Raw genomic sequence first — 25,565 nt, 5'->3', positions numbered from 1 at the left:
CGGAGATTATTTTGATTGAAAATTTGAAGATTCTTGGGTTGGTGACTGCACGTGGCGGATCGAAGGGTTTGCCTGGAAAGAATGTCCGCCTCCTAAGCGGTAAGCCACTGATTGCCTGGACCATCGATGCCGCCAAGGCGGCGGGGTGCTTAGATGCGATTGTGGTTAGCACCGATGACCCTGCCATTGCTGACGCAGCGCGGCAGGCCGGTGCCGAGGTGCCGTTCATGCGCCCGGAAGAGCTGTCTGGGGACACAGCTTCATCCATCGATGTTGTATTGCATGCGATGGACGTCTTAGCGGCGTCCGGCCGCCACTTCGACATCGTCGTTCTGCTGGAACCAACCTCACCATTGCGTGAACCGTCCGATATTGATCAAGGTTTGGCGCGCTTGGTCGAGTCTGGTGCTGGCTCGATTGTCAGCGTTTGCCGGGTGGAAAGCATGCATCCGGCTTTCATTTTCCGCCGTGAGGACAGTGACCGTTTGAGGCCGTACCTAGAGCGCCAGCCGACTGGCTTGCGTCGACAGGACATTGAGCCGCTGTATTTTCTAGAGGGCACGCTCTATGCATCTTATATCGACGTGCTGCGTGCGCAGCGCTCGTTCTATCATGCGGACACCATCGGCTACGAAGTGCCAAAGTGGAAATCATTGGAAATTGATGATATTGATGATTTTAAAATGCTGGAAGCTTTAATTGAAATGAAAGGGCTTAGCAAATGAATTTCCAAGAACGACTGCTCAAAGCTATACCTGGTGGCGCACATACCTATTCGCGTGGCTACGACCAATATCCTACTAATGTTCCGGAAATTTTGACTCGGGGTAAAGGTTCATATATTTATGACCATGAGGGTACTAAATATCTGGATTACGGCATGGCATTGCGTGCAGTAAATATAGGCTACGCTGAAGATGAAATTGATTCTGCCGCCATTTCCCAGATCAGAAACGGTAACAATCTGACGCGACCATCGATGATTGAATTGGAGGCATCGGAGTTGCTGATTGATTTGATCGATTCCGTGGATATGGTGAAGTTCACCAAGAATGGTTCCACTGCTGTTTCTGCCGCAGTCAAGCTTGCGCGTGCGTATACAGGAAGAGAGTTGGTGGCACGTTGCGCAGAGCATCCATTCTTTTCGTATGACGACTGGTTTATAGCTTCGACGCCGCTCACGCGTGGCATACCGCAAGAAACCATCGAGAAGATCAAGACGTTCCGCTACAACGACATCGTCTCATTGGAGGCATTGATAGCGCAGCACCCTGAGAAGATTGCCTGTGTAGTCTTGGAACCGGCTGCTATCGAAGAGCCCAAGGATGGTTTCTTGCAGCGAGTGCAAGAGCTATGTCGGGCGCACGGTATTGTCTTTGTGTTGGATGAAATGATCACAGGGTTCCGCTGGCACATGAAGGGAGCGCAACATACTTATGGTGTTACCCCGGATTTGTGCACCTTTGGTAAGGCAATGGCCAACGGTTTTTCGGTGGCCTGCATCGCGGGCAAACGAGAAATCATGGAGCTTGGTGCTATTGAGTTAGAAGGACGAGAGCGGGTATTCCTGTTGTCCACAACGCATGGCGCCGAGATGTGTGGCTTGGGCGCTTTTATTGCTACGATCCGATTCATGCAAAAGCATAAGGTCGTTGAACACTTGTGGGACTACGGTCGTAAACTAACCGCCATGATGCAGCGACAGGCGGAAGCTCATGGCATCGGACATAGCTTTAAGATTGGCGGTATAGCCTGTTCCCCTTACTACTTAACTTTGGATGAATCCGGCGCGAACTCGTTGGACCTTCGGACACTGTTCTCGCAGGAAATGATCCGTAACGGTGTGCTTATGCCTTGGATCGCTTTATGCTATCGGCACGATGAAGATGAGCTTGCTGTTACTGAACGTGCCATCGAACAATCTTTCAAAATCTATCGACTCGCACTTAACGAGGGTGTCGAAAAATATCTCAACGGTCCTGCCATCAAACCGGTTTTCAGGAAATACAACTGATGAATCTTGCAGTGTTATCACTTAATAGGCTGCTGAAATACCTCGGAGCGAAGTCCGCCGAGATGGTGCCTCAAGCGTTTATCTGAGGCAGCCTTTTTTTTTCACCAGATATAAGCCAAGTGATCACCATGCGCGGAGCCGACACTTTCACCGAACGCCTGTTTACGATGCGCCACCTGGAAGACTTCGTTCCAGCCGATCATCCTTTGCGGCCCATACGCCAGATGGTCAACGAGGCCCTGGTGAAGATGGATGCGCTGTTTGCCGGAATGTACGAGGCCGATATCAAAGGCGGCCGGCCCAGCATCGCCCCCGAGAAACTGCTGCGCGCCATGCTCTTGCAGGTGTTCTACAGCGTGCGCTCGGAGCGCCAGCTCATGGAGCAGACCCGGTACAACTTGCTGTTTCGCTGGTTTATAGGTCTTGCCATGGACGATGCCGTCTGGGTGCCCACAGTCTTCACCAAGAACCGCGAACGCCTGATAGCGCATGACGCGGTCATTGAGCTGTTCAACCATGTGCTCGAAGTCGCCGACAAACAAGACTGGCTCTCGGGCGAACACTTCAGCGTGGACGGCACACTCATCCAGGCCTGGGCGGGCCACAAGAGCTTTGTGCGCAAAGACGGCAGTGACGATCACCACGGCGGTGGCAGCTTCAAAGGCCAGACTCGCAGCAACGAGACGCACGAATCGACGACTGACCTTGACGCCCGGCTCTACCGCAAGGGCAAGACGGGCAGCGAGCTTCGCTTCATAGGCCATACCCTGACGGACAACCGCCATGGGCTGATAGCCAACGCCGTGGTGACCACGGCCGACGGGCACGCTGAGCGAGAAGCGGCCAAGGCGATGATCCATGATGCAAGCCAGGCAGCAGGCGATGCGAAAGCCGAGATCACGCTGGGCGCAGACAAAGGCTATGACGCGCAAGAGTTCATCGAGGCCTGCCTGGAGATGAAAGTAACGCCGCATGTGGCGCAGAACACTTCAGGCCGGCGCTCGGCAGTGCCCGATGCCATTGCACAGACAGACGGCTACGCCGTTTCGCAGCAAAAGAGAAAACTGATCGAGCAGGGCTTTGGCTGGGCCAAGACCGTGGGCCGGATTCGGCAGGTGATGGTGCGCGGGCTTGAGCGGGTCGATCAGATGTTTGTGCTGACGATGGCCGCGTACAACTTGACGCGTATGCGCACCCTGGGGCAAATCCGTCTGCAGGCGCAGTGAGGGGTAAAAACGGCGGCAGCAGAGCTTCAAACCAATAACAAAAAGCTCAAAAAGCACTGGAATCTCAAAATATGAAACAGAACCGCAAAAATAAACCGCTTCGAGTCAGCTGCTGCGCTGGCGCAGCAGGTATTTCAGCAGCCTGTTAAGCAGGTTTTAAAAATAACGATCTCGATATTAATGTAGGTGGTTTATTTATCCAAAATGCGAGAAAAAATGTTAAAAAACAAAGTCGTTATTATCACGGGCGGAGCGGGATTGATCGGCCAAGAATTTGTAAAAACGATAACAGAACAGCAAGGCATAGCGATTATTGCGGATATCAATGAAGAACTTAGCGTTCGAGTGAAAGAGAAACTCAGTCAGGAACTTCATTCATCTCGCATCGACTCTATCCACCTTGATATCACTTCCAAGGCGTCGATAACGGCAATGATTGAGAGGTTGCAGGATCGTTATGGACGAATCGATTCACTTGTAAATAATGCTTATCCTCGAAATAGAAATTATGGGCGTCATTTTTTTGACGTTGATTTCACTGACTTCTGTGAAAATCTAAATCACAATCTGGGTGGATACTTTCTGACAAGCCAGCAGTTAGCACGTTTTTTTCAGAAACAAGGTCATGGGAACATCGTCAACATCGCATCAATTTATGGTGTCGTGGCGCCAAAATTCGAGGTTTATGAAAACACGTCGATGACTATGCCGGTTGAATATGCGGCGATCAAATCGAGCATCATCCACCTGACAAAATACATGGCAAAATATTTTAAAGGCATGAATATCCGCGTCAACACACTCAGCCCGGGCGGTATTTTTGATAATCAACCAATGCCATTTCTTGAGGCATATCGTAAACAATGTATTAACAAAGGTATGCTTGATAAATCGGATATCTGCGGAACGTTGGCATATCTGTTAAGCGATATGTCAGCGTACGTGAACGGGCAGAATATTGTTGTTGACGACGGATTTGGTCTTTAATCGTAAGGGAAAAATGACGCAAATCAACAGCCTAGAAGCGAATCGTTCGCGGGATGAAATTTCGCTCAATGATATTTTACGGATTGAAGATTCCGCCGAGGTGTTGGGAATTTGCTGCCCCGATACTGGTATACCGCTGTGGTCGACGATACGGTCCACATTCATACGTCTGATGATGGGCGATCTGCTCTACGGGACGCCTCTCGTTGTCGAGGGGGGGGCGCTACGTTCTCGATCAAGGCTAAGAACCGCAGCAATGATCTCTCGTTCCTTTGCGCATAACGCTTTACATCTCTGGTCGCTCAATCACCATCCAATCGTGCTGATGGCGACCGGTGCACGTCTGATCGAACGCAATGGATCATACTTTAATTGTTTAAGTGATTATTTTGTCGCAGCAGCTCCAAATCAGACTTTTGTGATTGAGGATTTATTCGGCTGGAAATGGCCTTTTCCTCGCCATCACACCAATGTATTACTGCATACTCCTTTGCGGGTCGAGGGGGCGTTGAGTGGACGGCTAAGAACTGGCGGCTATCGGGAGTCAGCTCGGGCATTGGTCAATTTGGTCAGTCAACGAGCAGAAAATATGCTCGGTTGGAATATTAACGAAGTGCGACGCCAATGGCTTCAAAATATCTGCACCAGTGGTGCTGCTTCATTATTGCCGCGTTACCGAACCTATCGATCTTTTTTCAAAAAAACAAATGCGCATCTGCTGATTAAGGAAGAGGCCTGTTACGGCAGTGCGGATAATGCGAGCGCCATTCTTGCAGCTAGGCATTTAGGTATGGTGACGGCCGAGTATCAGCATGGCGCGGTTTCCGCAGGGCATGATGCTTATAACTACGCGCCTGCTATTTTGAATGATCATCGTTATAGACAGATATTTCCCGACTATTTTTTAACGTTTGGATCCTGGTGGGGTGAGCAAATCAATGCGCCCGTGCAAAAGGTTGTAATTGGCAATCCCCATCGATCTGAGACGCTCGGAGCTTCGGCTTGTGTATCAGAAAAGGAACAGCATATTCTGGTGCTCGGCGATGGACGAGAGACTATCCGTTACTTGGAGTTCTGTGAGCGCCTCACTGCCACATTGGGGAGCATCGCTGAAGTGGTGTTTCGGCCCCATCCGGAAGAGCGCGCCAGCGTTTGGGCCAAATATCCGGATGGGTTCGCGGGGAACGTTCGGGTTGACGCCCACCAGGATATTTACAGCTCTTTCCGGGAGGCGGGATCGGTGGTGAGCGAGGTTTCTACTGGATTGTTTGAGGCTATTGGTCTGGTTCCCAAAGTGTTCATTTGGGACACACCCAAGGCCCGGTTCGGCTTTCCCGTGCACCCATTCCAGGGTTTTTCGGATGTGAATGAACTGGCGCGCTTGGTACTCGACGAAAATGCGGGGCGGGTTAGCACACAGCAGATACAGAATATCTGGGCACCCAACTGGCAGCGCAATTATCTTGATTTCATTGAACAGGCGGTTCGGTAATGATCTCTGTTCTTGATTATGGCGCTGGTAATGTTGGCTCTGTTATTCGTATGATCGAACGCGCGGGCGGCACGGCGCAGCGCATCGCCTCACCCGAGGAGGTGCTGGCAGCGCGAAAGTTGGTGATTCCTGGTGTAGGAGCCTTCAACCATGGTATGGCGCAGCTAACCTCCCGCAAGTTGCTTACGGCATTGAGTTCGTCCGCGCTTGAGGCTCGTATTCCGATTTTGGGGATTTGTCTCGGCATGCAGTTGATGTGTCGATCAAGCGAAGAAGGAGCTTTGCCCGGGTTGGGCTGGATCGACGCCGAAGTTCGGCGTTTCCCTGCGTCGGAAGCACGGGAATTGCGGGTGCCGCATATGGGCTGGAATACCTTACGAGTGCTTCGGGAGAATCCCCTTGTTTCTTCGGACGATGAGGAGCAGCGCTTTTATTTCGTGCACTCGTATCGAGTGAGCTGCAATGACTCCGCCGACCCGATCGCGTTGACACATTATGGCGATGATTTTGTCGCCGCCTTTCAGCGCAATAATATTTTTGGCGTTCAGTTCCATCCCGAGAAGAGTCATCGCTTTGGCATGGCGTTGATGCGCCGCTTTGTGGAGTTTGAAGTTGCTTAAACATCGAGTCGTCCCAGCCCTGCTCTTGCGAGATGGCGGCCTGGTAAAGACGCGTCAGTTTAGGGACGCCAAGTATGTTGGCGACCCGATCAATGCTATCCGCATCTTCAACGATAAGGAAGTCGATGAATTGATGGTTCTTGATATCGTCGCCTCCAAGCGCGGCCAGGAGCCTGATTACGCCATGATCGAGCTGTTTGCCGGGGAGTGCTTTATGCCGCTTTGCTACGGCGGCGGTGTGCGCTCGGTGGAGCAGGCCGCGCGGATTTTCGATCTTGGGGTAGAGAAGATTTGTCTACAGTCCGCCGCGCTGGATGACATGACTCTCATCTCGCGCATTGCAGAGCGCTTTGGCAGCCAGAGTGTGGTCGCATCGGTAGATGTGAAACGAAACTGGCTGAAAAGGCCTGAACTGTACGAAAGTCGCTCGGGTAAGGTCCACAAGCTGGCTTGGCTGGATTTCGCCCGGCAAGCGGTGACGGCTGGCGCAGGGGAGGTATTGATCAACGCAGTTGATCGGGATGGCGAAATGAAAGGTATGGATATTGACCTGATTCGTGAAGCCGGCACCACGCTTTCAGTACCCATGATTGCTCTTGGCGGCGTTGGCAGCCTTCAAGACATCAAGGCCGGCGTCAGCGCGGGGGCGAGCGCGGTTGCGGCCGGTGCATTTTTTGTATTTCACGGGCCGCACAGGGCTGTGCTGATTACTTACCCCCTTTACCAAGAACTCGAAATTTTGTTAAGTAATCAATGAAGAACAAATCGTATCAAGTATGCACACGCTGTGTGATGGACACCTCAGCATCTGACATTTATTTCGATGAACACGGCGTATGCGATTACTGTACAGAGTTCTTGGCGCGCTCCGGTCATATATTGCACAAAGACCCGTTCCAACGCACGCAAGAACTAGATGCTTTTGTAGCCAAAGTCAAAGCAGCAGGAAAAGGCAAACCTTACGATTGCGTCATAGGTGTTTCCGGTGGCGTGGACAGTTCATGGGTCTTGGTTCAAGCGGTCAAACTTGGCTTGCGACCCCTTGCTGTGCATATGGATAACGGCTGGAACTCAGAATTGGCGCAGAACAATATCGCCAATTTGGTGCGCGGGTTGGGCGTTGATCTTTATACGCATGTTATCGATTGGAGCGAGTATAAAAGATTAATGCAGGCCTTTTTCGATGCCAATGTGATCGATGTAGAGTTGCTCTACGATAACGCAATGCTTGCCGTCAATTACCAGCAAGCGGGAAAGTACAAAACAAAATTCATATTATCGGGATCGAACCAAGCGACTGAGGGTATGCGAATGCCGGAGGGGTGGAATTGGCTAAAATTCGACAAAAGACATATTAAAGCTCTGGGAAAGCGAGGCGGGGTGACACGACTCGAAACATTTCCGACGATAGGTACGATGAACTTTATATGGTTTGAGTTTGTGCGCAGAATCCATTGGACACCGTTTCTGGATTATTTTGACTTTAATAAAAACTCAGCTATGGAGGCACTGCAAAGTAACTATGGCTATAAACCCTACCCGTACAAGCACTACGAGTCCATCTTTACTCGTTTTTACCAAGGCTATATCTTGCCCAACAAGTTTTTGGTTGATAAACGAAGACTTCACCTAAGCACGCTTGTTGCGTCTGGTCAAATGAAAAGGGATGAAGCTTTGACAGGTTTGGAGGGAATTCCTTACCCATCGGCGGAGTCATTGGAAGAAGACAAACGGTATTTTCTTAAGAAAATGGGGTGGCAACAAGAGCGACTGGAAAAATATATTGCAAACTCCAATGTCCAGCACTCTGAATATTCATCCGAAAAACCTGTTTGGGACTTTTGCTTAACAGTCTATAAAATGGTTAATTCACTCGTCAAAAAAAACTAACTGCCGTTTGGTGCTTTTACATTGGAAAAATACTTTACTGACTTTCTATGTACAAATATCTGATTGCTTTGGTTCTTGGGACGCCACTAATTGGAATTTGGTTGGTTGAACGCGGTGAATACGCTTTATCGGTAGGCATCGGGGGTTATCCCAGTGGTGCCACAGTTGCTTATGCGCTGTACGTTGTTAATATTTTAGTGGTTGCACTAATGTTTTCTTTCTTTTGTAATAAACAGAATACTGTTAGTCGGCCTCCAACTACGGCTAAAGCCGAAAAAGTTTTTCGCCAATTTTCAAAATTATTTCTAATATTAACATTGCTCTTTTTGCTTCTAATGTTATTCGGCTTTGGCGCGATTAATGTTTGGATTGGGAGTATTCCAAAGGGCGAGTTTCGTGCTGGGCTTGGTACCTTTGGTGCCTTCCCAAATCTAATGACGAAGTTTATTGTTCCTGCATTACTCGCTTATTCGACATTATTGTTTTTACGGACCACAAAAAAAAACTCGAACAAGATTTACTTATTTTCAAATATGGCAGTGGCTTTTTTAATTGGATCGACGTGGGGATTTAAAACAACATCTGCGGCGATGTTGTTACCGGCATTCTTGGTGATGTATTGGAGTATTCGGATAGTGACAATGTTAAAGCTTGCGGGTTTTGTTGTTTTTACGATGTTGATTTTTTTCTTCATATTCGATTCTGAAATTGAAGGCTCCACTGATGTATTCAGTTATCTGCTAAGTAGGGTGACCGTAATTCAAGGTGATGTTTCTTGGTATATTTGGACTATATATGCTGATGGCGAGGAGTTTCCGAGATATTTTCCAACATTGCTAGCTGCTATTGGTGATACCACTCTTACGTTATTTGGGCTGGATAGAAATGACCAATATAATTGGATGCTTTTTCACTACGATTGGATGATTAGTTATCTCGCTGGTATCCCGTTGGAAATAATAGCAGCTGGACACAGCATAACGGGGACTCCATTTTCGGAAGGTCTTGTTGCAGGTGGTGTGTTTGGTGTTTTTGTCATTTCTTCTGTTGCCGGGGCAATTGTGGGACTTATGTATCGCTGGTTGGGGCATCTTCTGCATAATGGAAATGATATTGGGGCCACGATTTGTGCAACGTACTTTTGCTTCAATGTGCTCCCTTGGCTGAACGGTGGCGCTATAACACAGTTATTCCATATATCAAACATAGTCGGGTTGATTGCAACAGTCTTGCTTATTCTGATCATGCAAAAAAGAAAAACTATTTTAAATAATAGAGACGCCCCCCGTGGGAGAATTGCAGTTTGAATATATTATATATTCATCCAATAGGAGCGTTTGGCGGTGCCTCAAGAAGTTTGCTTGAATTGCTGAGGGCACTTTCTGGTGGTTTTGTTCAGCCGTATGTTGTTTCCCAAAAGGGGCAGTTTGCAGCCATTCTAGAAAAAGAGAACATTTCAGTTGTCACAGCCGCTGGGCTAACACAATTTGACAACACCTTCTTTAGCTATTACCGAGGCTTGAGGTGGTTAGTGCTAATGCGTGAGCTGGCTTTTTTGTTACCGACCTTCATTGCGTTGCGAGCCGCAAAACGGAAGTGGGGCGCCGTTGATATTATTCATGTGAACGAATTAACTGCGATACCCGCGGCAATCATGGCTAAGCGTTTGTTTAAGGCTCCAATTGTCATGCATGTGCGCTCAGTGCAACGGCCAATGACAGATGGACTACGCGGAAGATTATTGAAGCATCTGATACGTCGCTACGTTGATCAAGTAGTGGCGATTGATTGCACGGTTCGAGAGAGTTTGCCAAAGGACTTATCCGTCGAAATTGTACGCAATGGCTTTCCTTTGTCTGACGTTCCACGCACTAGCAGTAGTCAAAACTCCTATCGGAGATTTTCTCCGGAGAAACCACTACGTGTGGGCTGTGTGGGAGGTCTTCTGAAGTTAAAAGGCGTTTACGAATTTGTTGAGACCGCGCGTCTTTGCACTCAGGCCGGTCTCGCGGTGGAGTTTCTCCTGGTAGGAGAAAACCCAAGAAAACTGCGAGGGATTAAAGGTTATCTATTAAAACGATTCGGATTTGCTGCAGACGTACGCGCGGAACTGGAATCTATGATTAATAAATATGGCTTGGGTGAAAGTGTAAAGATCAAAGGCTTTACGGCTGACGTGAAAAGAGTTTACGATTCTATCGATATATTATGTTTTCCTTCACACCTGAATGCTTGTGGACGTCCCGTTTTCGAGGCCGCATTTTCACGTGTGCCCAGTATTGTGGCCGTAGACAATCCATTAGAAGATACGATAGTAAATGGTCAGACGGGTATTTGTATCTCTGCTAAAGATCCGTTGGCAATTGTTGACGCCGTCACCTTTTTTTACACTCATCCAGAGGAATTGGATCGCATGGGAGAAGCTGCCTATCAACTGGCTGTAAAAAACTTTGATATCGCTGCAAATGTAGTAAAGATGGTTGATATCTATAAGCACCTTATCAGCAAGAGTGCTTCGCACGATATATGGGGGGATTGTTCAGAATTTTCCGAAAAAGATGCCTGCGAAAGACTGAGGTCATAGGCCGGCCATGAGAGTCCTGGTCTTGAGTCAGTATTTCTGGCCGGAGACATTCCGCATTACCGAGGTCGTGCAGTCGCTGCGCGACACCGGTTGCGCCGTGACAGTGCTGACCGGGCAGCCGAACTATCCCGATGGTGTAGTCCCGCCCGGCTACTCGGCGGCGGCACTACGCACACAGATCCGCGACGGTCTGACGATCCACCGCGTGCCCCTGGTGCCGCGCGGCAGTGGCTCCGCACTTCGCCTTGCACTGAATTACTTGTCGTTCGTGGTGTCGGCTGCCGTGTTTGGGCCCTGGTTGTTGCGTGGTCAACGCGTCGACGCGATTCTCGTTTACGCACCTTCGCCAATCCTGCAGGTGATACCGGCCGTGTGGCTGAGGTGGATCAAAGGGGCCAAGCTGGTCACTTGGGTACAGGATCTCTGGCCAGAGAGCCTGAGTGCGACAGGGTTTGTTCGTAACCAGAAGGTCCTGGGCGCCGTGTCGGCGATCGTGCGTTGGATTTACCGGAAGAACGATTTGTTGCTGGTGCAGTCGCAGGCCTTCGTCGAGCCGGTGGTGCGGATGGCAGGCTGCACGCCAGTGGCTTACCACCCGAACCCGGGCGAATTGGCATTCTCGAAGCCCGACACAGATAGCGCGTGCCCACTACAACTTGAGCCCGGATTTAATGTCGTTTTCGCGGGCAACCTGGGTACCGTGCAGGCGCTTGATACTGTGCTCGCCGCTGCACAGTTGCTGCGCGAAGAGTCAGATGTGCGGTTTGTACTGGTCGGTAGCGGTAGCCGCAGCGAATGGCTGCAGCAGGAGACTCGGCGGCTCGGTCTGGACAATGTCGGGATGCCCGGCCGCTACCCACCGTCGGATATGCCAGGCATTCTGGCCCAAGCATCGGCCGTTTTAGTCAGTTTGGTCCGAGACCCTATCATGAGCCAGACGGTGCCGAGCAAAGTACAGGCCTATCTGGCTGCGGGACGGCCAATTATTGCCTCGCTGGACGGTGAGGGCGCGCGTGTGGTGGTAGAGTCCGGCGCCGGCGTAGCCTGTCCGGCGGAGGATGCACAGGCTTTGGCAGAAGCAGTGATACAACTGCGTGATGCTTTGCCCGAAGAAAGACAACGAATGGGGAAGTGTGGGAGCTTGTATTACGAACAGCATTTCGAGCCGAAGTTGCTCGCCCGGCGACTGGCTCAAACTCTTTCCGAAATTGTGAGCGAGAGGCTGGCGGCTGGCACAGAGACAAAAAATGGTTGAACAGAAAAGAACTATGTCAGATAAGAAGACCAAGGTGTTGGTGCTCGGTGCCTCAGGCATGCTGGGCAACGCTGTGCTGCGCTTGTTTGCACAAAGTCCGGGGTATGAGGTGTTGGCGTCGGCTCGCTCAACCAGCGCCCTTCGATTGTTGCCGGAAGAACTGTCCGATCGTGTGATCTTCGGGGTGGATGTGGAAAACATGGACAGTTTGATCGGCTTGTTTGCCAAGGCGCGGCCGGATGTGGTCATCAACTGCATTGGCTTGGTCAAACAGCTCGCCGAAGCGGATGACCCGCTGGCGGCCATTCCCATCAATTCGTTGCTGCCGCATCGGCTGGCCCGGCTTTGCGATGTGGCTGGCGCCCGGCTGGTTCACATGAGTACGGATTGTGTGTTTTCTGGTGCCAAGGGTATGTACACCGAGGCTGATATGTCTGATGCCAAGGATCTGTACGGGCGGAGCAAGTATCTCGGCGAGGTGGATTACCCGCATGCCATCACGCTGCGCACCTCCATCATCGGTCATGAGTTGAGCGGCGCGCACAGCCTGGTGGGATGGTTTCTGGCGCATCAGGGTGGTGTCAGAGGGTTTCGGCGTGCGATTTTTTCTGGCTTGCCCACGGTGGAGTTGGCGCGGGTGATTCGGGATCATGTGCTTGTGCATCCCGAATTGCATGGTGTCTATCATGTGTCTGCGGAGCCGATCAACAAGTTCGACCTCTTGACATTGATAGCCAAGGCTTACGGCAAAACCATAGACATCACGCCAGATGACAGGCTTGCAATTGATCGTTCCCTCGACTCATCCAGGTTCCGGGAAGTGTCCGGTTACCAGCCCCAGCCCTGGCCGGAACTGGTGCGTCGGATGCATGAATTCGCTTGATCAAGATTAGCTACAGAGGAAAGAATGTTCAAGGACAAGGTATTGCTTATCACAGGCGGAACGGGTTCATTCGGCAATGCGGTGCTCAACCGTTTTTTGCATTCGGACTTTGCCGAAATTCGCGTTTTCAGTCGCGATGAGAAAAAGCAGGAAGACATGCGCATTGCGCTCAAGAGCGACAAGGTCAAGTTCTACATTGGTGATGTACGGGAGTACGACAGCGTGCATGACGCGCTGCGTGGTGTGGACTATGTGTTCCACGCCGCTGCTTTAAAACAGGTTCCATCGTGCGAGTTCTATCCCATGGAAGCACTGCGTACCAATGTGCAAGGTGCTGAAAACGTGATGCGGGCCGCCATCGCCAATGAGGTGGAGCGCTGCGTGGTGCTCAGTACTGACAAGGCGGTGTATCCGATCAACGCCATGGGCATCTCCAAGGCCATGATGGAGAAGGTGATGGTGGCCAAGTCGCGCCTGCCGGGCAAGACGGTATTGTCGGCCACTCGCTATGGCAACGTCATGGCTTCACGTGGTTCAGTGATTCCGTTGTTCCTTGATCAGTTGCAATTGGGCAAGCCGCTGACTATCACCGATCCGAACATGACGCGCTTTCTGATGTCTCTTGATGAGTCCGTTGATCTGGTGTTGTATGCCTTTGAAAACGCAAAGCCAGGCGATATCTTTGTGCAAAAGGCACCGGCGTCTACGGTGGGCGATCTGGCGCAAGCCATGAAGGAGCTCTTGCGTGACACCAACGACATCAAGATCATTGGCACCCGTCATGGCGAGAAACTTTATGAATCACTGGTGTCACGCGAGGAAATGGCGCGCGCCGACGACTTGGGGGGCTACTACCGGATTCCTGCCGATTCGCGCGACCTGAACTATGACAAGTATTTTGTAGAAGGTGAAACCGAAATTTCCGAAATTGACGATTACACCTCGCACAATACACATCGCCTGGATGTTGAGCAAGTCAAAAAAGTGTTGATGAAGCTAGAGATTATTCGCGAGGCCGTTCATGCGTAAGCTCAAGGTCATGACGATTGTGGGTACCCGGCCCGAAATCATCCGTCTGTCGCGTGTCATCGATAAACTGGATCGGCACTGCGAGCACGTACTAGTGCATACCGGGCAAAACTACGACTACGAGCTCAATGAAGTGTTTTTCAGTGACCTGGGTATTCGCAAACCCGACGCATTTTTGGAGGCTGCAGGTGCTTCAGCGGCTGAGACCATTGGTCAGGTGATTATTGCGGCCGATAAAGTAATGCAGGCGCACGTGCCCGAGGCTTTGCTGCTGCTTGGCGACACCAACAGTTGCCTCGCTGCCATTTCAGCCAAGCGCCGAAAGATTCCCATCTTTCACATGGAGGCCGGTAACCGCTGTTTTGACTTTCGGGTTCCCGAGGAAATTAACCGGCGCATTGTTGATCACACTTCAGACATTAATCTCACATATAGCGATATTGCGCGAGAGTATTTGCTCCGCGAGGGGTTGCCACCTGATCAGGTGATCAAGACCGGTAGCCCGATGCGCGAAGTGATTGAGTATTACCGTTCGGGAGTAGAAGCGTCTACCGTCCTGTCCCGCCTCGACTTGAGAGAGGACCAATATTTCCTGATCAGTTCGCACCGTGAAGAAAATGTGGATGCACCGGAAAACCTGCGACGATTGTTTAATGTTTTGAATGCGCTAGCGGGGCAGTTCCGCTTGCCGGTGATCGTGTCTACCCACCCCCGCACCCGAAAGCGCATGGACGCCATGGGGCTCACTGCCAACGCCTTGGTGCAGTTCCATAAGCCGTTTGGTTTTCTCGATTATGTTCGGCTCCAAACGGGAGCGCGCGCGGTGTTGTCAGACAGCGGCACGATCACAGAAGAATCTTCAATTCTTAACTTTCCGGCTCTGAATTTACGCGAGATGCACGAACGGCCTGAAGGATTCGAAGAGGCTGCTGTCATGTTTGTGGGCATGGATGTTGACCGCATGCTGCAGGGGCTGGACGTATTGGCGACTCAGCCGCGCGGGGCACAGCGCGTCTTGCGCATGGTGAATGACTATGCGCCAGAAAACGTATCAGACAAGATTGTTCGAATTATTTTGAGCTACACGGATTTTGTGAACAGAAAAGTATGGAGGAAGGCGTGAATCCCGGCGAGGGTATCCGGGCATGATTCTTGTAACTGGGGCGACAGGCTTTGTCGGCAAAGCAGTGGTGCGGCGCTTGCTGGCTGAAGATGCGTCGCGGCGCGTGGTCGTTGCTTTGCGGCGAGATAACCAGCAGTGGCCAGAGAGAGTGCTTCCCCGAGTGACGGGTGACTTGGAACCCTCTACCGAGTGGTCCGTTGCGCTTGAGGGCGTTTCTGCTGTTGTGCACTGTGCTGCGCGCGTGCATGTGATGGCTGATACGGCTGCCAATCCGCTGGACGAGTTTCGCCGGGTCAATGTGCAAGGCACCTTGAATCTGGCCCGGCAAGCTGCCGCAGCCGGTGTGCGGCGGTTTGTTTTTGTCAGTTCCATCAAGGTCAATGGCGAGGCAACTCAGCTTGGGCGTTCGTTCACGGCAGACGATGCGCCTGCACCGCTGGACGCGTATGGGGTTTCGAAGATGGAGGCCGAGCAGGGTTTGCATGAGATTACTTCGCAGACGGGCATGGAAGTGGTTATCATCCGCCCGCCCTTGGTCTACGGTCCAGGGGTCAAGGCCAATTTTGCCGCCATGATGCGCTGGCTTGCGCGCGGTGTGCCCCTGCCACTGGGCGCCGTTCATAACCAACGTAGTCTGGTGGCGCTGGACAACCTGGTTGATTTGATCGTGACGTGCCTCACGCATCCTGCTGCGGCCAACCAAACCTTTCTGGTATCCGATGGTGAAGATGTTTCCACCACCGAGCTGTTGCGTCGCATGGGCCAGGCCATGGGTTGCCCTGCGCGTTTGATTCCTGCGCCGGTCAGTTGGCTGAAATTGGCGGCAGCTCTGGTGGGAAAGCAGGATGTGGCACAGCGACTGTGCGGGTCTTTGCAGGTGGATATTGAGAAAACACGGCGATTGTTGGACTGGACGCCGCTGTCGCTGGACGAGGGACTCAGAAAAGCAGCAAAAGGATGTGGGCGTGAAGCGGGTCTTTGATTTGTTGCTGGCCTTGGCCGCCGCTGTGGTTTTAGTCGTACCGGTATTGCTGGTGTGGGTGATGGTACGTTTGACGTCTCCCGGCCCCGCTTTGTACTGGTCCGACCGGGTAGGGCGCCACAACAAAATTTTCAAAATGCCCAAGTTCCGCAGCATGCGGGTGGGCACGCCGGCGGTGGCCACGCATTTGCTGGCCGACCCCAAGGTCCATCTGACGTTGATCGGCAGTTTTTTGAGGAAGAGCAGCCTCGACGAGTTGCCCCAGCTGTGGAGCATCCTGGTCGGCGACATGAGTTTTGTCGGCCCCCGGCCTGCGCTGTTCAACCAACATGACTTGATTGCGTTGCGCACGCAGCAGGGTGTGCATGAGCTGGTGCCGGGGCTGACGGGGTGGGCGCAAGTCAATGGCCGCGACGAGCTGCCCATACCCGACAAGGTAAAGCTTGATGTTGAGTATCTCCAGCGTCGATCACTTTGGTTTGACGTGCGTATTGTCTGGCTCACTTTTGTGAAAGTGCTGCAGCGTGACGGCGTATCGCATTGAAGGCAAACCGTTGATACTGAAAAGCCCCGGAATGCGCCTGGCTCTGGTGTGTCTGGTTGCCGCGTCGGTGGGGCTGTCTATGGCCATCATCAGCATCAGCAAGGTCTTGCTGGTTGTGACTTTGCTGGTCGTGCTGTTGCGGGGCAACCGGGCGGCCTCAAGCGGTGCAGCCTTGCAGCACATGTGGACTCCGCTGTTGGCGACTGTCGTTGTACTGGTTTTTGCGGTCAGTCTTCTGTGGACTTCTGCCCCCCTGGACAATGCGCTTGGTGCGATCGGCAAGTACGGAAAATTTCTGCTTATTCCTGCACTTTTAGCATTGATTCAGACCCGCCGTGAGGCTGTTTATGCATTGATCTTCTTTCTGGGGGGACAAATATTCTTGCTTCTTGGTTCTTGGGCACTGCATTTTCATGTGCCGGTTCCATGGGCCACTTCAAACATGGCGACAACTGCCTCTGCTGTCTTTTCCAGCTATCTTGACCAGAGCATCATGAGCGCGGTGGTGGCGGCCGTTTTCTGGCATCTAAGAACCTTTGCACCGAATCGTTTTTTGTTTTACGCAGCCATCACGGTATCGGCACTGGCCTTGGGGTGCGTGTTTGTTGTTTTTACCGGGCGCACCGGGCATGTCGTAGGAATAGCGGTGTTGTCGCTGGCCATTTTTTTTGCTTTGCCCAAAAGGTATCGGTTCGCTTCCCTGTTGGTGCCGCCGTTGGTGCTGGTGGTGGTATTTCTCAGCTTTGACAAAGTGGCGCAAAGATTGTCTGCTGTCAAGTCGGAGGTAGTAGCTTATTCCGCCAAGACTGGACAGGAGAGCTCATCCGGCACCAGATTAAAGTTCTGGACAACTTCTGGGGAAGCGATTTCCCAGAAACCCCTGATGGGTTCCGGTGCTGGGAGCTGGGTGACGGAGTACAACAGAATCGAGCAGCTGAAAAGTCCCCTTCATCAGAGCTTTGGTGCTCAATCACACGGCAACCCTCATCAGGAGTTTCTTTTGTGGGGTGTGCAGCTGGGGGTGGGCGGAATACTCCTCTTGTTCTCATTTTTTGGGGCGATCTTGTTTGACCTGCGCAAGATGGACCGTCCCATTGCCCGTGCAGGTCAGTCGGTATTGCTGGCTCTCGCCGTGTCCTGCCTGTTCAACTCATCCCTGTACGATGCCTACATCGGCGATTTTTTCTGTGTGTCGCTGGGTGTCCTGTTGGCTTACGGCTTTCATGGTCGTGAGGTAACACTAGGGCAGCATAGCGGGGACGTGCAGCACGCTAAATATGAAGATCGGTTGATAAAAACATGAAATCAGGGAAGCGAGCTTGGGCGTGGGAGCCGGTTGGGGTACGTCGAAAGCGCCCTTTTCTCCAGCCTGTGTCGGGCAATGCTCATGCGTAGCCAGGTGCTTAGTTGGTCGCGCGTGACCAAATGGTTATTGGTCATGCTGCTTGATGTTGCAATGGCTCTGACTGCCATGTGGATGGCGTTTTCGCTGCGGCTGGACACGCTGCACTGGCCCTCAGGAATGCAGTGGGTGGCCTACGCTTTGGCGCCTGTGCTGGCCGTTCCGGTGTTCATCAAATTCGGGCTTTATCGCGCCATTTTCAGGTACACCGGCCTCGCTACTCTGGTGGCGACTGCGCAGGCGGTCGCGGTGTATGGCGTCTTGCTCTTTGCCTTGTTGCTATGGCAGCAGTGGCCAGGCATACCGCGCACCATTGGCGTGTTGCAGCCCGTGATTTTTCTGGTGCTGGTGGGCACCAGCCGCGCGCTGGCGCGGTTCTGGTTGTCGGACTCTGGCCGCATGGCCCGCCAGGTGGAAGGGCGTCTGCTGATTTATGGCGCGGGCAATGCCGGCGTGCAGACGGCCACCGCGATTGGCATCACAGGGCAATACAAACTGGTGGGTTTTATTGATGATGATGCCTCGAAGATGCGGCGCAGCATCAATGGTGTTCCGGTGTTTGGCCTGATCGACGTACCCGCGGTTGTGGCCCGGCATCAGGTGACTGACATCTTGCTGGCATTGCCCCGTGCATCGAGGGAGCGCCGAAATAGCATTATCGAAAGCTTGCGTGGCTTGCCGGTTCATATCCGTACCTTGCCGGCCTGGGCCGATTTGGCCAGCGGTCGGGTGACGGTAAGAGATTTTCGTGAGCTGGATGTGGAAGATCTGTTGGGGCGCACCCCGATTCCGCCTGACGGGCGGTTACTCGCGCGGGATATCACTGGCAAGGTCGTGTTGGTGACCGGTGCGGGCGGCAGCATTGGCAGCGAGTTGTGTCGCCAGATTCTTCTGCAAGGACCGCGCCAATTACTGCTGGTGGACCACAGCGAGTACGGGCTTTACGCGATCCACCAGGAGCTTCAGGCCATATGTGCCACCGGAGCCTCCGTGCCTGAGCCGAGGGTTGAGCTTGTGCCTCTGCTCGGAAGTGTGGTGAGCTACGACCGGATGTCGGCCCTGTGCCAGCTTTACCAGCCAGCCATTGTTTACCATGCAGCCGCCTACAAACATGTGCCCATGGTGGAGGGCAATGCCGGCGAAGGCATTGCCAACAACGTGTTCGGCACGCTTAACATGGCTCGCGCCGCACTTGAGAACTCGGTCGACCGTTTCGTACTGATTTCGACCGACAAGGCGGTGCGCCCCACGAACGTCATGGGGGCCAGCAAACGAATGGCCGAGTTGGTGCTGCAAGCGCTGGCGGACGAAAGAACCCCCGTCTTCATCGACTCCCGTCCTGGCTTTGGCAACGCTCATGCCAACAAGACCTGCTTCACCATGGTGCGATTTGGCAATGTGCTTGGCTCAAGCGGCAGCGTCGTCCCGCTTTTTCGCCGACAACTTAACGATGGCGGACCGCTGACGGTGACTCATGCCGAGGTCACCCGGTATTTCATGACCATTCCCGAAGCGGCGCAGTTGGTTCTTCAGGCCGGCGCCATGGCTGTGGGTGGTGATGTCTTTGTGCTGGACATGGGCGAACCAGTGAAAATAATCGATCTGGCGCGCCGCATGGTTGAGCTGTCAGGGTTAACTGTGCGGGAAGAAGGTGCGGATACTGGTGATATTGAGATCAAGGTCACAGGATTACGACCCGGAGAAAAACTTTTTGAGGAGCTGCTGATCGGCGACAACCCTGAATGCACGGCGCACCCCCGGATCATGAAAGCCCATGAGCCTTTCCTGTCGTGGTCGGAGCTGGCGCCTGAATTGCAGGCATTCCGGATCGCTGCGCAAGTCAACGATGTTGAAGCCATCAAGGCTATGCTCAAGCGCCACGTGCAGGGATACCAGCCAAGTTAGGGGCTACGTGTGCTCCGGGATGCATGCGGCACAATTCATCCTTATTTCCCCATCCAAGGCCAGCCGCAATGACTACCACCTCCCACCCCGACCCCGACCTCTCCCACGTCGGGCCGCGCGACAAGGCCGAGATCCTGGCGCAGGCGCTGCCTTACATCCGCAAGTTCCATGGCAAGACCCTGGTCATCAAATACGGCGGCAACGCCATGACCGATCCGGCGCTGCAGGCGGATTTTGCCGAGGATGTGGTGTTGCTCAAGCTGGTCGGCATGAACCCGGTGGTGGTGCATGGCGGCGGGCCGCAGATCGAGGCCGCGCTGAATCGGCTTGGCAAGAAGGGCCATTTCATCCAGGGCATGCGGGTCACCGACGAGGAAACCATGGAGGTGGTCGAATGGGTGCTGGCCGGCCAGGTGCAGCAGGACATCGTGGGCCTGATCAACCAGGCCGGCGGCAAGGCGGTGGGCCTGACCGGCCGCGACGGTGGCCTGATCCGTGCGCAAAAGCTCAAGATGGTCGACAAGGACGACCCGGCCAAGGAACACGACATCGGTTATGTCGGCGACATCGTTTCCATCGACCCCAGCGTGGTGAAGGCGCTGCAGGACGATGCCTTCATCCCGGTGATCAGCCCGATCGGTTTTGGCGAGCAGAACGAAAGCTACAACATCAATGCCGACGTCGTCGCCGGCAAGCTGGCGATTGTGCTGAAGGCTGAAAAACTGGTGCTGCTGACCAACACGCCAGGCGTGCTCAACAAGGCCGGCGAGTTGCTGACCGACCTCAGCGCGCGCGAGATCGACGAGCTGTTTGCCGACGGCACGATTTCGGGCGGCATGTTGCCCAAGATCGAAGGTGCGCTGGATGCCGCCAAGAGCGGCGTGAATTCCGTGCACATCATCGACGGGCGCGTGCCCCATGCCATGCTGCTGGAGATCCTAACGGATCAAGCCTACGGCACCATGATCCGATCCCACTGACGCGCCCATGAAGCTACTGCGCGTCTGCCATGCGTTGTTGCGCGGTGCTCGCAATCCTCATGTGCCTCAAGCACATTCCGGTTGCTGTGCTCCGTGCGCCTAGCCTGACAGCCGCTCGCTACGCTTCCTGAACGCGTCTCAACTTGCTCGAGGTCCATGAGGCTCCTTTTAGTTGAAGACGACGTCATGCTCGCCAGCGGCATCAAGCTGGGGCTCAGCGACGCCGGTTATGCGGTGGACTGGGTCGGCAGCGCCGAGCGCGCGGAGGAAGTGCTGCTGGCGGAGAGTTTTGATGCGGCCATCATTGACATCGGCCTGCCGCGTACCGATGGCCTGGAGCTCACGCGGCACCTGCGCAGCCGCGGTGTGGCGATGCCGGTGCTGATCCTGACCGCGCGCGACGCGCTGGAAGACCGGGTGCAGGGGCTGGATCTGGGCGCCGACGACTACATGGTCAAACCCTTTGAGCTGCCCGAGCTGCTGGCCCGCCTGCGCGCCTTGCTGCGCCGCTCCCAGGCCGCCACCAGCGCCATCCTGAGTTTCGGCAGCCTGGAGCTCGATTCCGCAAACCGCCAGGCGCGCGCCAACGGCCAGCTGATCGAGCTCGGCCCGCGCGAATGGACGGTGATGGAGTACCTGCTGATCCACGCCCCCAAACCCGCCAGCAAGGAAAAGCTGCTGGCTGCCCTGACCGGCTGGGACAAGGAAATCACGCCCAACGCCATCGAGGTGTATATCTCGCGCCTGCGCGGCAAGCTTGAGCCGCATGGCGTGGCCCTGCGCTCCATCCGCGGCTTCGGTTACCGGCTGGAGCTGGTGGATGCAGCGCCGGCCGGCGGCTGAGCCGCGGCAGGCCTTGCCGAGCGCCGCCATGAGCCCGCCCCCCGGCGCCTCCGCAGACCAGCCGGACACCGCTGCCGAGAGCCTGCCGGCCGCCATGAAATCCGGCCTGCAGCGTCGCTTGCTGCTGCTGCTGCTCCTGCCGCTGAGCCTGTTTGCGCTGGTCAGTGTTTACTTCGATTACCAGGCCGCCGGCAATGCCGCCCTGCAGCAGGACCAGCAACTGACCCGGCTGATCCCGCTGCTGGCTGATTCGGTGCTGGCGCCCGGCGTCCCGGGCGGTGCGCCGGTGATGCTGCTGGCGCCGCCGCTGGAAGAATTCTTCAAGGCGCACAGCGGTTTTGCCGGCTACCGGATTTCGGACGAAGCGGGCAACTTCCTGGCTGGCGAGCGCTGGATCAGCGTGGTACTTCCCGCCACCCGCGAGCCCGAGCTGCACAGCATGGAAGAAAAGGGCGTGACCTACCGGATTGCGGTGCAGCGCGCCCGGACCGCCGCCGGCGAGCTGATTCTGCAACTGGCCGACGGTTCCGACGCGCGCCAGCAGTGGGTGCGTTCGGTGATGTTCAAGGTGTTGCTGCCGAATCTGGTGCTGGTGCTGGCGGCTGGGTTTGCGGTTAACTGGGCGGTCACCCGCGCGCTCAGGCCCTTGCTGGCGCTGAAGGACGCGGTCGAGCGCCGCTCGCCGCGCGATCTCAGTGCCATCGATCCCGGCAGCACGCCAGCAGAGGTCCAGCCGCTGGTGGCCTCGTTGAACCGGCTGTTTGCGCTGGTCAACGACCAGGCCGAAGGCCAGCGCCGCTTTGTGGCCGATGCCGCGCACCAACTGCGCACTCCGCTGGCCGGGCTGCAGGCCCAGGTGGAAGCCTGGGCCCAGGCGGCAGGCGCACCGGCCGCGGGCGGGCGGCTGACCCTGTCGGCGGAAAAAATCACTGCCCTGCGCAGCGCCACCCGGCGCACCTCGCAACTGGCCAACCAGTTGTTGGCCCTGTCGCGCGCCGATGCCTCCAGCATGGCGAGCCAGCCGCGGCAGCGGGTGGACCTCAAGGATTTGTGCGAGGCAGTGCTGGCCCTGCACCTGGACGCCGCGCACGCCAAAAACATCGATCTGGGGCTGGACGCCGGTTTTGCCCAGGTGGCCGGCCATGAGTGGATGCTGCGCGAACTGGTGAGCAACCTGGTGGACAACGCTGTGAAATACACCCCGGCCGGCGGCACCGTGACCCTGCGTTGCCGGCAACGGGAGGACCCGGCATCCGGCCGTACGCAGGTGGTGGTGGAGGTGGAAGACGACGGGCCCGGCATCCCCGCTGGCGAACGGGCGCGCGCGCTGGAGCGCTTCTACCGCGTGCCTGGCACCACCGGCGAAGGCAATGGCCTGGGGCTGGCGATTGCCGACGAGATCGCGCGCCTGCATGGCGCGCAACTCTCGCTGGCGTCGGCCGGTGTGCAGGGCGGTCTGCGCGTGCGGCTTGTCATGCCGCTGGCGGCCTGAAAACGCACCGGCGCCAGCCTTTCCGTCCCGACGGACCCTTCTGGCGGGCGCTGCAGATGCCCCTATAAGCTGTGAGAGAATCCAGTCAGTCTTTAGCTTTTGAAACATCTCTTACAACGCCGCCTATGTCCGAGTTCGAGTCTGAAGTGAGCCCTGACCTCCCCGCAGCAGCCGCGACGCGCAAGCGGCCCAAGCCGGGCGAGCGCCGCGTGCAGATCCTGCAGGCGCTGGCGACCATGCTCGAGCAGCCGGGTGCGGAGCGCATCACGACTTCGGCGCTGGCCGCGCGGCTCGATGTCAGCGAGGCCGCGCTCTACCGCCACTTCGCCAGCAAGGCGCAGATGTTCGAGGGGCTGATCGAGTTCATCGAACAAACCGTGTTCACCCTGGTCAACCAGATCACCGAACGCGAAACCGACCCGGGCGTGCGCACCCGCAAGCTGGTCATGATGCTGCTGCAGTTCGCCGAGAAAAACCCCGGCATGACCCGCGTCATGGCCGGCGACGCCCTGGTGTTCGAGAACGAGCGCCTGCAGGAGCGCATGAACCAGTTTTTCGACAAGCTCGAAACCAGCCTCAAGCAAAGCCTGCGCGAAGGCGCAGCCTCCGAGGGCGCGGCCATGCCGACGGTGCAGGCCCAGGTCCAGGCCTCGGTCATCGTGGCTTTCATGATGGGCCGGCTGCAGCGTTATTCACGCTCCGGCTTCAAGCGCCTGCCGTCCGAACACCTGGACACCAGCCTGGGCATGCTGCTGGGCTGATCCGTCGGGCGCTAAGGCGCTATCAAATCAGGAGCTGTTTGCGCTTGCCAGTCGTGGGCTGGAGGGCGATTCGGCTCATCAAATCCGGGCAAAGAGGCTATTCGCCGTCCAGCCCCGCCTGCAGCTTTACCAGCGCGCCCAGCACCCCCAAACGGCCGATGGCGTCCAGGCGGCGCGTGACGAGTGCCAGCCAGCGCTGATCATTCGACAACACCTCGTCCCAGATCGCCGGCAGCCTGCCCAGCGCCTGCACGCTGGCCGCCGCATCGCCGGCATGCGCCAATGCCAGCGCCTGCAGCTCGCCGGCCATCGGGTCGTGCATGGCATAGGACTGCCCCAGCTCGTCGCTGCCGCGCAGATAACGCATCCAGGCTGCGGCCGCAAATGCCAGGTGGTCCACCGGCAGGCCGGCGCGCAGCGCGCCCAGCACCGAGGGTGGCCAGCGCTGCGGGATTTTCTGCGAGGAGTCGTTGGCGATCTGGTGCACGCTGTGCTGCAGGGCCGGGTTGGCAAAACGCGCCAGCAGCGCGTCGCGGTAAGCCGGCCAGTCCGGGCGTGCCAGTTGCGGGCCGACCTCCTGCGTCATCAAGCCATGAATGAAGCTGCGCACCGCCGGCTGCATGATGCACTCGCCGATCACCGGCCAGCCCGCCACCGCGCCCATACAGGCCATGGCGGTGTGGCTGCCGTTGAGCAGGCGCAGCTTGGCGGCTTCGAAAGGCGCGACATCATCCACCACGGTGACGCCGGCAGCGGCCAGGGTATCGGCGTCGGAGGCATCGGCGAAGCGGCGCTCTATCACCCACTCCCAGAAGGCTTCCGTGCCGAGCGCAGCTTCGTCGGCCACACCCAAGGCTTCGCGCGCCGCGGCCAGGCGCTGAGGCGTCGCCGCGGGCACGATGCGGTCCACCATGCTGTTGGGGAAGGCGCAGTTGCCGGCCACCCAGTCCGCCAGCGCCGGGCCCACTGTTTGGGCGGCGGCCAGACACAGCGCCTGCAACTGGCGGCCGTTGCCCACCAGGTTGTCGCAGGACGCGATGGTCAGGCCGGGCAGACCCGCCGCCAGGCGCGCGGACAGGCCCTGAACAATCAACTGAGCCAGTTCGGGCCTGTAGCCTTTTTCGGTGACGGTCAGCGTGAGCCAGCGTGTGGACGGCGCGGCGATGGACTGAACCACCCAAGCCGGCGCGCGCGCGGCCACGGCGGTCTGCCAGATCGCGCCGCCAACCTGCCATTGGCTGCCGGCGCTGCTGGCCACCTGTACCGCGTAGAGGCCGTCCTGCGCCTGCAGGCTGTCGGCGAGTGCCGTGCTGCGCATGGCCACGCCGAACACGCCCCAGCGCGTATCGCCTCGCTGTAGCAGTGTGTCGAATACCAGCGCCTGATGTGCGCGGAAAAAAGCGCCCAGGCCCAGGTGAACCACGCCGGGCGCGCCGCTGCGCGGGTAGCCGGGAACATGGATGCTGCGGGCGGCGAGGGCGGGCAGGGCGGCGCTGTTCAGTCGGCCTGCCATGTCAGCAGAATTTGGAATCATTTTGGCTTCCAGCCCATGC

General features: G+C 55.7%; 23 protein-coding genes. 22 read left to right on the top strand and 1 reads right to left on the bottom strand.

Annotation, left to right across the window (positions count from 1 at the left end):
• Positions 1-11: 11 nt before the first annotated feature.
• The 22 genes from Q8O29_RS20125 to slmA all read left to right on the top strand — a co-directional run bounded on the left by Q8O29_RS20125 (position 12) and on the right by slmA (position 24,012).
• Positions 12-725, top strand: a complete 714-nt coding sequence (locus Q8O29_RS20125; RefSeq protein WP_305566002.1) for a cytidylyltransferase domain-containing protein — start codon at positions 12-14, stop codon at positions 723-725.
• The gene (locus tag Q8O29_RS20120) at positions 722-2,014 is read left to right on the top strand and encodes a glutamate-1-semialdehyde 2,1-aminomutase (RefSeq protein ID WP_305566000.1); all 1,293 of its coding nucleotides are present in this window, start codon (positions 722-724) and stop codon (positions 2,012-2,014) included. The genes Q8O29_RS20125 and Q8O29_RS20120 overlap by 4 nt, the downstream gene beginning before the upstream one ends.
• 128 nt (positions 2,015-2,142) lie before the next feature.
• Positions 2,143-3,240, top strand: coding sequence for an IS5 family transposase (locus Q8O29_RS20115; RefSeq protein ID WP_305565999.1), 1,098 nt, complete (start codon positions 2,143-2,145; stop codon positions 3,238-3,240).
• Between the two features lie 216 nt (positions 3,241-3,456).
• A complete protein-coding gene (locus tag Q8O29_RS20110) occupies positions 3,457-4,227 on the top strand; it encodes an oxidoreductase (protein WP_305565998.1) in 771 nt (256 codons plus the stop codon).
• Positions 4,228-4,240: 13 nt separating this feature from the next.
• The gene (locus Q8O29_RS20105) at positions 4,241-5,719 is read left to right on the top strand and encodes a hypothetical protein (protein ID WP_305565997.1); all 1,479 of its coding nucleotides are present in this window, start codon (positions 4,241-4,243) and stop codon (positions 5,717-5,719) included.
• Positions 5,719-6,339: an imidazole glycerol phosphate synthase subunit HisH gene (hisH, locus tag Q8O29_RS20100; protein ID WP_305565995.1), complete on the top strand. Its 621-nt coding sequence runs from the start codon at positions 5,719-5,721 to the stop codon at positions 6,337-6,339. The genes Q8O29_RS20105 and hisH overlap by 1 nt, the downstream gene beginning before the upstream one ends.
• Positions 6,326-7,096 (top strand): AglZ/HisF2 family acetamidino modification protein, encoded by a 771-nt coding sequence (locus Q8O29_RS20095; protein ID WP_305565994.1) that lies wholly within the window; start codon positions 6,326-6,328, stop codon positions 7,094-7,096. Before hisH ends, Q8O29_RS20095 begins: the two co-directional genes overlap by 14 nt.
• Positions 7,093-8,229 carry an N-acetyl sugar amidotransferase gene (locus Q8O29_RS20090; protein WP_305565993.1) on the top strand — a complete coding sequence of 379 codons (1,137 nt, stop codon included), beginning with the start codon at positions 7,093-7,095 and terminating at the stop codon, positions 8,227-8,229. Before Q8O29_RS20095 ends, Q8O29_RS20090 begins: the two co-directional genes overlap by 4 nt.
• 47 nt (positions 8,230-8,276) lie before the next feature.
• Positions 8,277-9,536 (top strand): oligosaccharide repeat unit polymerase, encoded by a 1,260-nt coding sequence (locus Q8O29_RS20085; protein WP_305565992.1) that lies wholly within the window; start codon positions 8,277-8,279, stop codon positions 9,534-9,536.
• Complete coding sequence (locus tag Q8O29_RS20080; protein WP_305565991.1) at positions 9,533-10,813, top strand: glycosyltransferase family 4 protein; 1,281 nt, start codon at positions 9,533-9,535, stop codon at positions 10,811-10,813. The genes Q8O29_RS20085 and Q8O29_RS20080 overlap by 4 nt, the downstream gene beginning before the upstream one ends.
• Before the next feature lie 7 nt (positions 10,814-10,820).
• Entirely contained in the window at positions 10,821-12,068 is a 1,248-nt protein-coding gene (locus tag Q8O29_RS20075; RefSeq protein WP_305565990.1) for a glycosyltransferase family 4 protein, read from the top strand.
• On the top strand, positions 12,061-12,951 hold the full coding sequence (locus tag Q8O29_RS20070) for an SDR family oxidoreductase (RefSeq protein ID WP_305565989.1): 891 nt from the start codon (positions 12,061-12,063) through the stop codon (positions 12,949-12,951). Before Q8O29_RS20075 ends, Q8O29_RS20070 begins: the two co-directional genes overlap by 8 nt.
• Positions 12,952-12,975: 24 nt before the next feature.
• Positions 12,976-13,980, top strand: a complete 1,005-nt coding sequence (locus Q8O29_RS20065; RefSeq protein ID WP_305565988.1) for a polysaccharide biosynthesis protein — start codon at positions 12,976-12,978, stop codon at positions 13,978-13,980.
• On the top strand, positions 13,973-15,103 hold the full coding sequence (gene wecB, locus Q8O29_RS20060; RefSeq protein WP_305565987.1) for a non-hydrolyzing UDP-N-acetylglucosamine 2-epimerase: 1,131 nt from the start codon (positions 13,973-13,975) through the stop codon (positions 15,101-15,103). Before Q8O29_RS20065 ends, wecB begins: the two co-directional genes overlap by 8 nt.
• A gap of 22 nt (positions 15,104-15,125) precedes the next feature.
• Positions 15,126-16,085 carry an SDR family oxidoreductase gene (locus Q8O29_RS20055; protein ID WP_305565986.1) on the top strand — a complete coding sequence of 320 codons (960 nt, stop codon included), beginning with the start codon at positions 15,126-15,128 and terminating at the stop codon, positions 16,083-16,085.
• Positions 16,069-16,629, top strand: a complete 561-nt coding sequence (locus tag Q8O29_RS20050; RefSeq protein WP_305565985.1) for a sugar transferase — start codon at positions 16,069-16,071, stop codon at positions 16,627-16,629. Before Q8O29_RS20055 ends, Q8O29_RS20050 begins: the two co-directional genes overlap by 17 nt.
• Positions 16,610-17,932, top strand: coding sequence for an O-antigen ligase (locus tag Q8O29_RS20045; RefSeq protein WP_305565984.1), 1,323 nt, complete (start codon positions 16,610-16,612; stop codon positions 17,930-17,932). The genes Q8O29_RS20050 and Q8O29_RS20045 overlap by 20 nt, the downstream gene beginning before the upstream one ends.
• A gap of 84 nt (positions 17,933-18,016) precedes the next feature.
• Complete coding sequence (locus Q8O29_RS20040) at positions 18,017-19,936, top strand: nucleoside-diphosphate sugar epimerase/dehydratase (protein WP_305565982.1); 1,920 nt, start codon at positions 18,017-18,019, stop codon at positions 19,934-19,936.
• Positions 19,937-20,004: 68 nt separating this feature from the next.
• Complete coding sequence (gene argB, locus Q8O29_RS20035; RefSeq protein WP_305565981.1) at positions 20,005-20,916, top strand: acetylglutamate kinase; 912 nt, start codon at positions 20,005-20,007, stop codon at positions 20,914-20,916.
• Between the two features lie 156 nt (positions 20,917-21,072).
• Positions 21,073-21,759 carry a response regulator transcription factor gene (locus tag Q8O29_RS20030; protein ID WP_305565980.1) on the top strand — a complete coding sequence of 229 codons (687 nt, stop codon included), beginning with the start codon at positions 21,073-21,075 and terminating at the stop codon, positions 21,757-21,759.
• Between the two features lie 94 nt (positions 21,760-21,853).
• The gene (locus Q8O29_RS20025) at positions 21,854-23,251 is read left to right on the top strand and encodes a sensor histidine kinase (protein WP_305566031.1); all 1,398 of its coding nucleotides are present in this window, start codon (positions 21,854-21,856) and stop codon (positions 23,249-23,251) included.
• Positions 23,252-23,376: 125 nt separating this feature from the next.
• Positions 23,377-24,012 carry a nucleoid occlusion factor SlmA gene (slmA, locus tag Q8O29_RS20020; protein ID WP_305565979.1) on the top strand — a complete coding sequence of 212 codons (636 nt, stop codon included), beginning with the start codon at positions 23,377-23,379 and terminating at the stop codon, positions 24,010-24,012.
• Positions 24,013-24,109: 97 nt separating this feature from the next.
• On the opposite strand, the gene Q8O29_RS20015 is transcribed toward slmA, so the two are convergent.
• Positions 24,110-25,546 (bottom strand): mannitol dehydrogenase family protein, encoded by a 1,437-nt coding sequence (locus Q8O29_RS20015; protein WP_305565977.1) that lies wholly within the window; start codon positions 25,544-25,546, stop codon positions 24,110-24,112.
• Positions 25,547-25,565: the final 19 nt, after the last annotated feature.

The sequence above is a fragment of the Polaromonas sp. genome (assembly GCF_030689685.1).
Lineage (GTDB): Bacteria > Pseudomonadota > Gammaproteobacteria > Burkholderiales > Burkholderiaceae_C > Polaromonas.
Note: the sequence above shows the minus strand (reverse complement) of the source record. Positions and strands in the feature narration are given on the sequence as shown.

Excerpts from the sequence above, each read along its gene's own strand:
- Q8O29_RS20085 (WP_305565992.1), top strand. The coding sequence starts at position 8,277 with ATGTACAAATATCTGATTGCTTTGGTTCTTGGGACGCCACTAATTGGA.
- argB (WP_305565981.1), top strand. The coding sequence starts at position 20,005 with ATGACTACCACCTCCCACCCCGACCCCGACCTCTCCCACGTCGGGCCG.
- Q8O29_RS20090 (WP_305565993.1), top strand. The coding sequence starts at position 7,093 with ATGAAGAACAAATCGTATCAAGTATGCACACGCTGTGTGATGGACACC.
- Q8O29_RS20110 (WP_305565998.1), top strand. The coding sequence starts at position 3,457 with ATGTTAAAAAACAAAGTCGTTATTATCACGGGCGGAGCGGGATTGATC.
- wecB (WP_305565987.1), top strand. The coding sequence starts at position 13,973 with ATGCGTAAGCTCAAGGTCATGACGATTGTGGGTACCCGGCCCGAAATC.
- Q8O29_RS20015 (WP_305565977.1), bottom strand. The coding sequence starts at position 25,546 with ATGATTCCAAATTCTGCTGACATGGCAGGCCGACTGAACAGCGCCGCC.
- slmA (WP_305565979.1), top strand. The coding sequence starts at position 23,377 with ATGTCCGAGTTCGAGTCTGAAGTGAGCCCTGACCTCCCCGCAGCAGCC.
- Q8O29_RS20065 (WP_305565988.1), top strand. The coding sequence starts at position 12,976 with ATGTTCAAGGACAAGGTATTGCTTATCACAGGCGGAACGGGTTCATTC.
- Q8O29_RS20025 (WP_305566031.1), top strand. The coding sequence starts at position 21,854 with ATGAAATCCGGCCTGCAGCGTCGCTTGCTGCTGCTGCTGCTCCTGCCG.
- hisH (WP_305565995.1), top strand. The coding sequence starts at position 5,719 with ATGATCTCTGTTCTTGATTATGGCGCTGGTAATGTTGGCTCTGTTATT.
- Q8O29_RS20105 (WP_305565997.1), top strand. The coding sequence starts at position 4,241 with ATGACGCAAATCAACAGCCTAGAAGCGAATCGTTCGCGGGATGAAATT.
- Q8O29_RS20070 (WP_305565989.1), top strand. The coding sequence starts at position 12,061 with ATGGTTGAACAGAAAAGAACTATGTCAGATAAGAAGACCAAGGTGTTG.
- Q8O29_RS20055 (WP_305565986.1), top strand. The coding sequence starts at position 15,126 with ATGATTCTTGTAACTGGGGCGACAGGCTTTGTCGGCAAAGCAGTGGTG.
- Q8O29_RS20120 (WP_305566000.1), top strand. The coding sequence starts at position 722 with ATGAATTTCCAAGAACGACTGCTCAAAGCTATACCTGGTGGCGCACAT.
- Q8O29_RS20115 (WP_305565999.1), top strand. The coding sequence starts at position 2,143 with ATGCGCGGAGCCGACACTTTCACCGAACGCCTGTTTACGATGCGCCAC.
- Q8O29_RS20075 (WP_305565990.1), top strand. The coding sequence starts at position 10,821 with ATGAGAGTCCTGGTCTTGAGTCAGTATTTCTGGCCGGAGACATTCCGC.
- Q8O29_RS20030 (WP_305565980.1), top strand. The coding sequence starts at position 21,073 with ATGAGGCTCCTTTTAGTTGAAGACGACGTCATGCTCGCCAGCGGCATC.
- Q8O29_RS20040 (WP_305565982.1), top strand. The coding sequence starts at position 18,017 with ATGCGTAGCCAGGTGCTTAGTTGGTCGCGCGTGACCAAATGGTTATTG.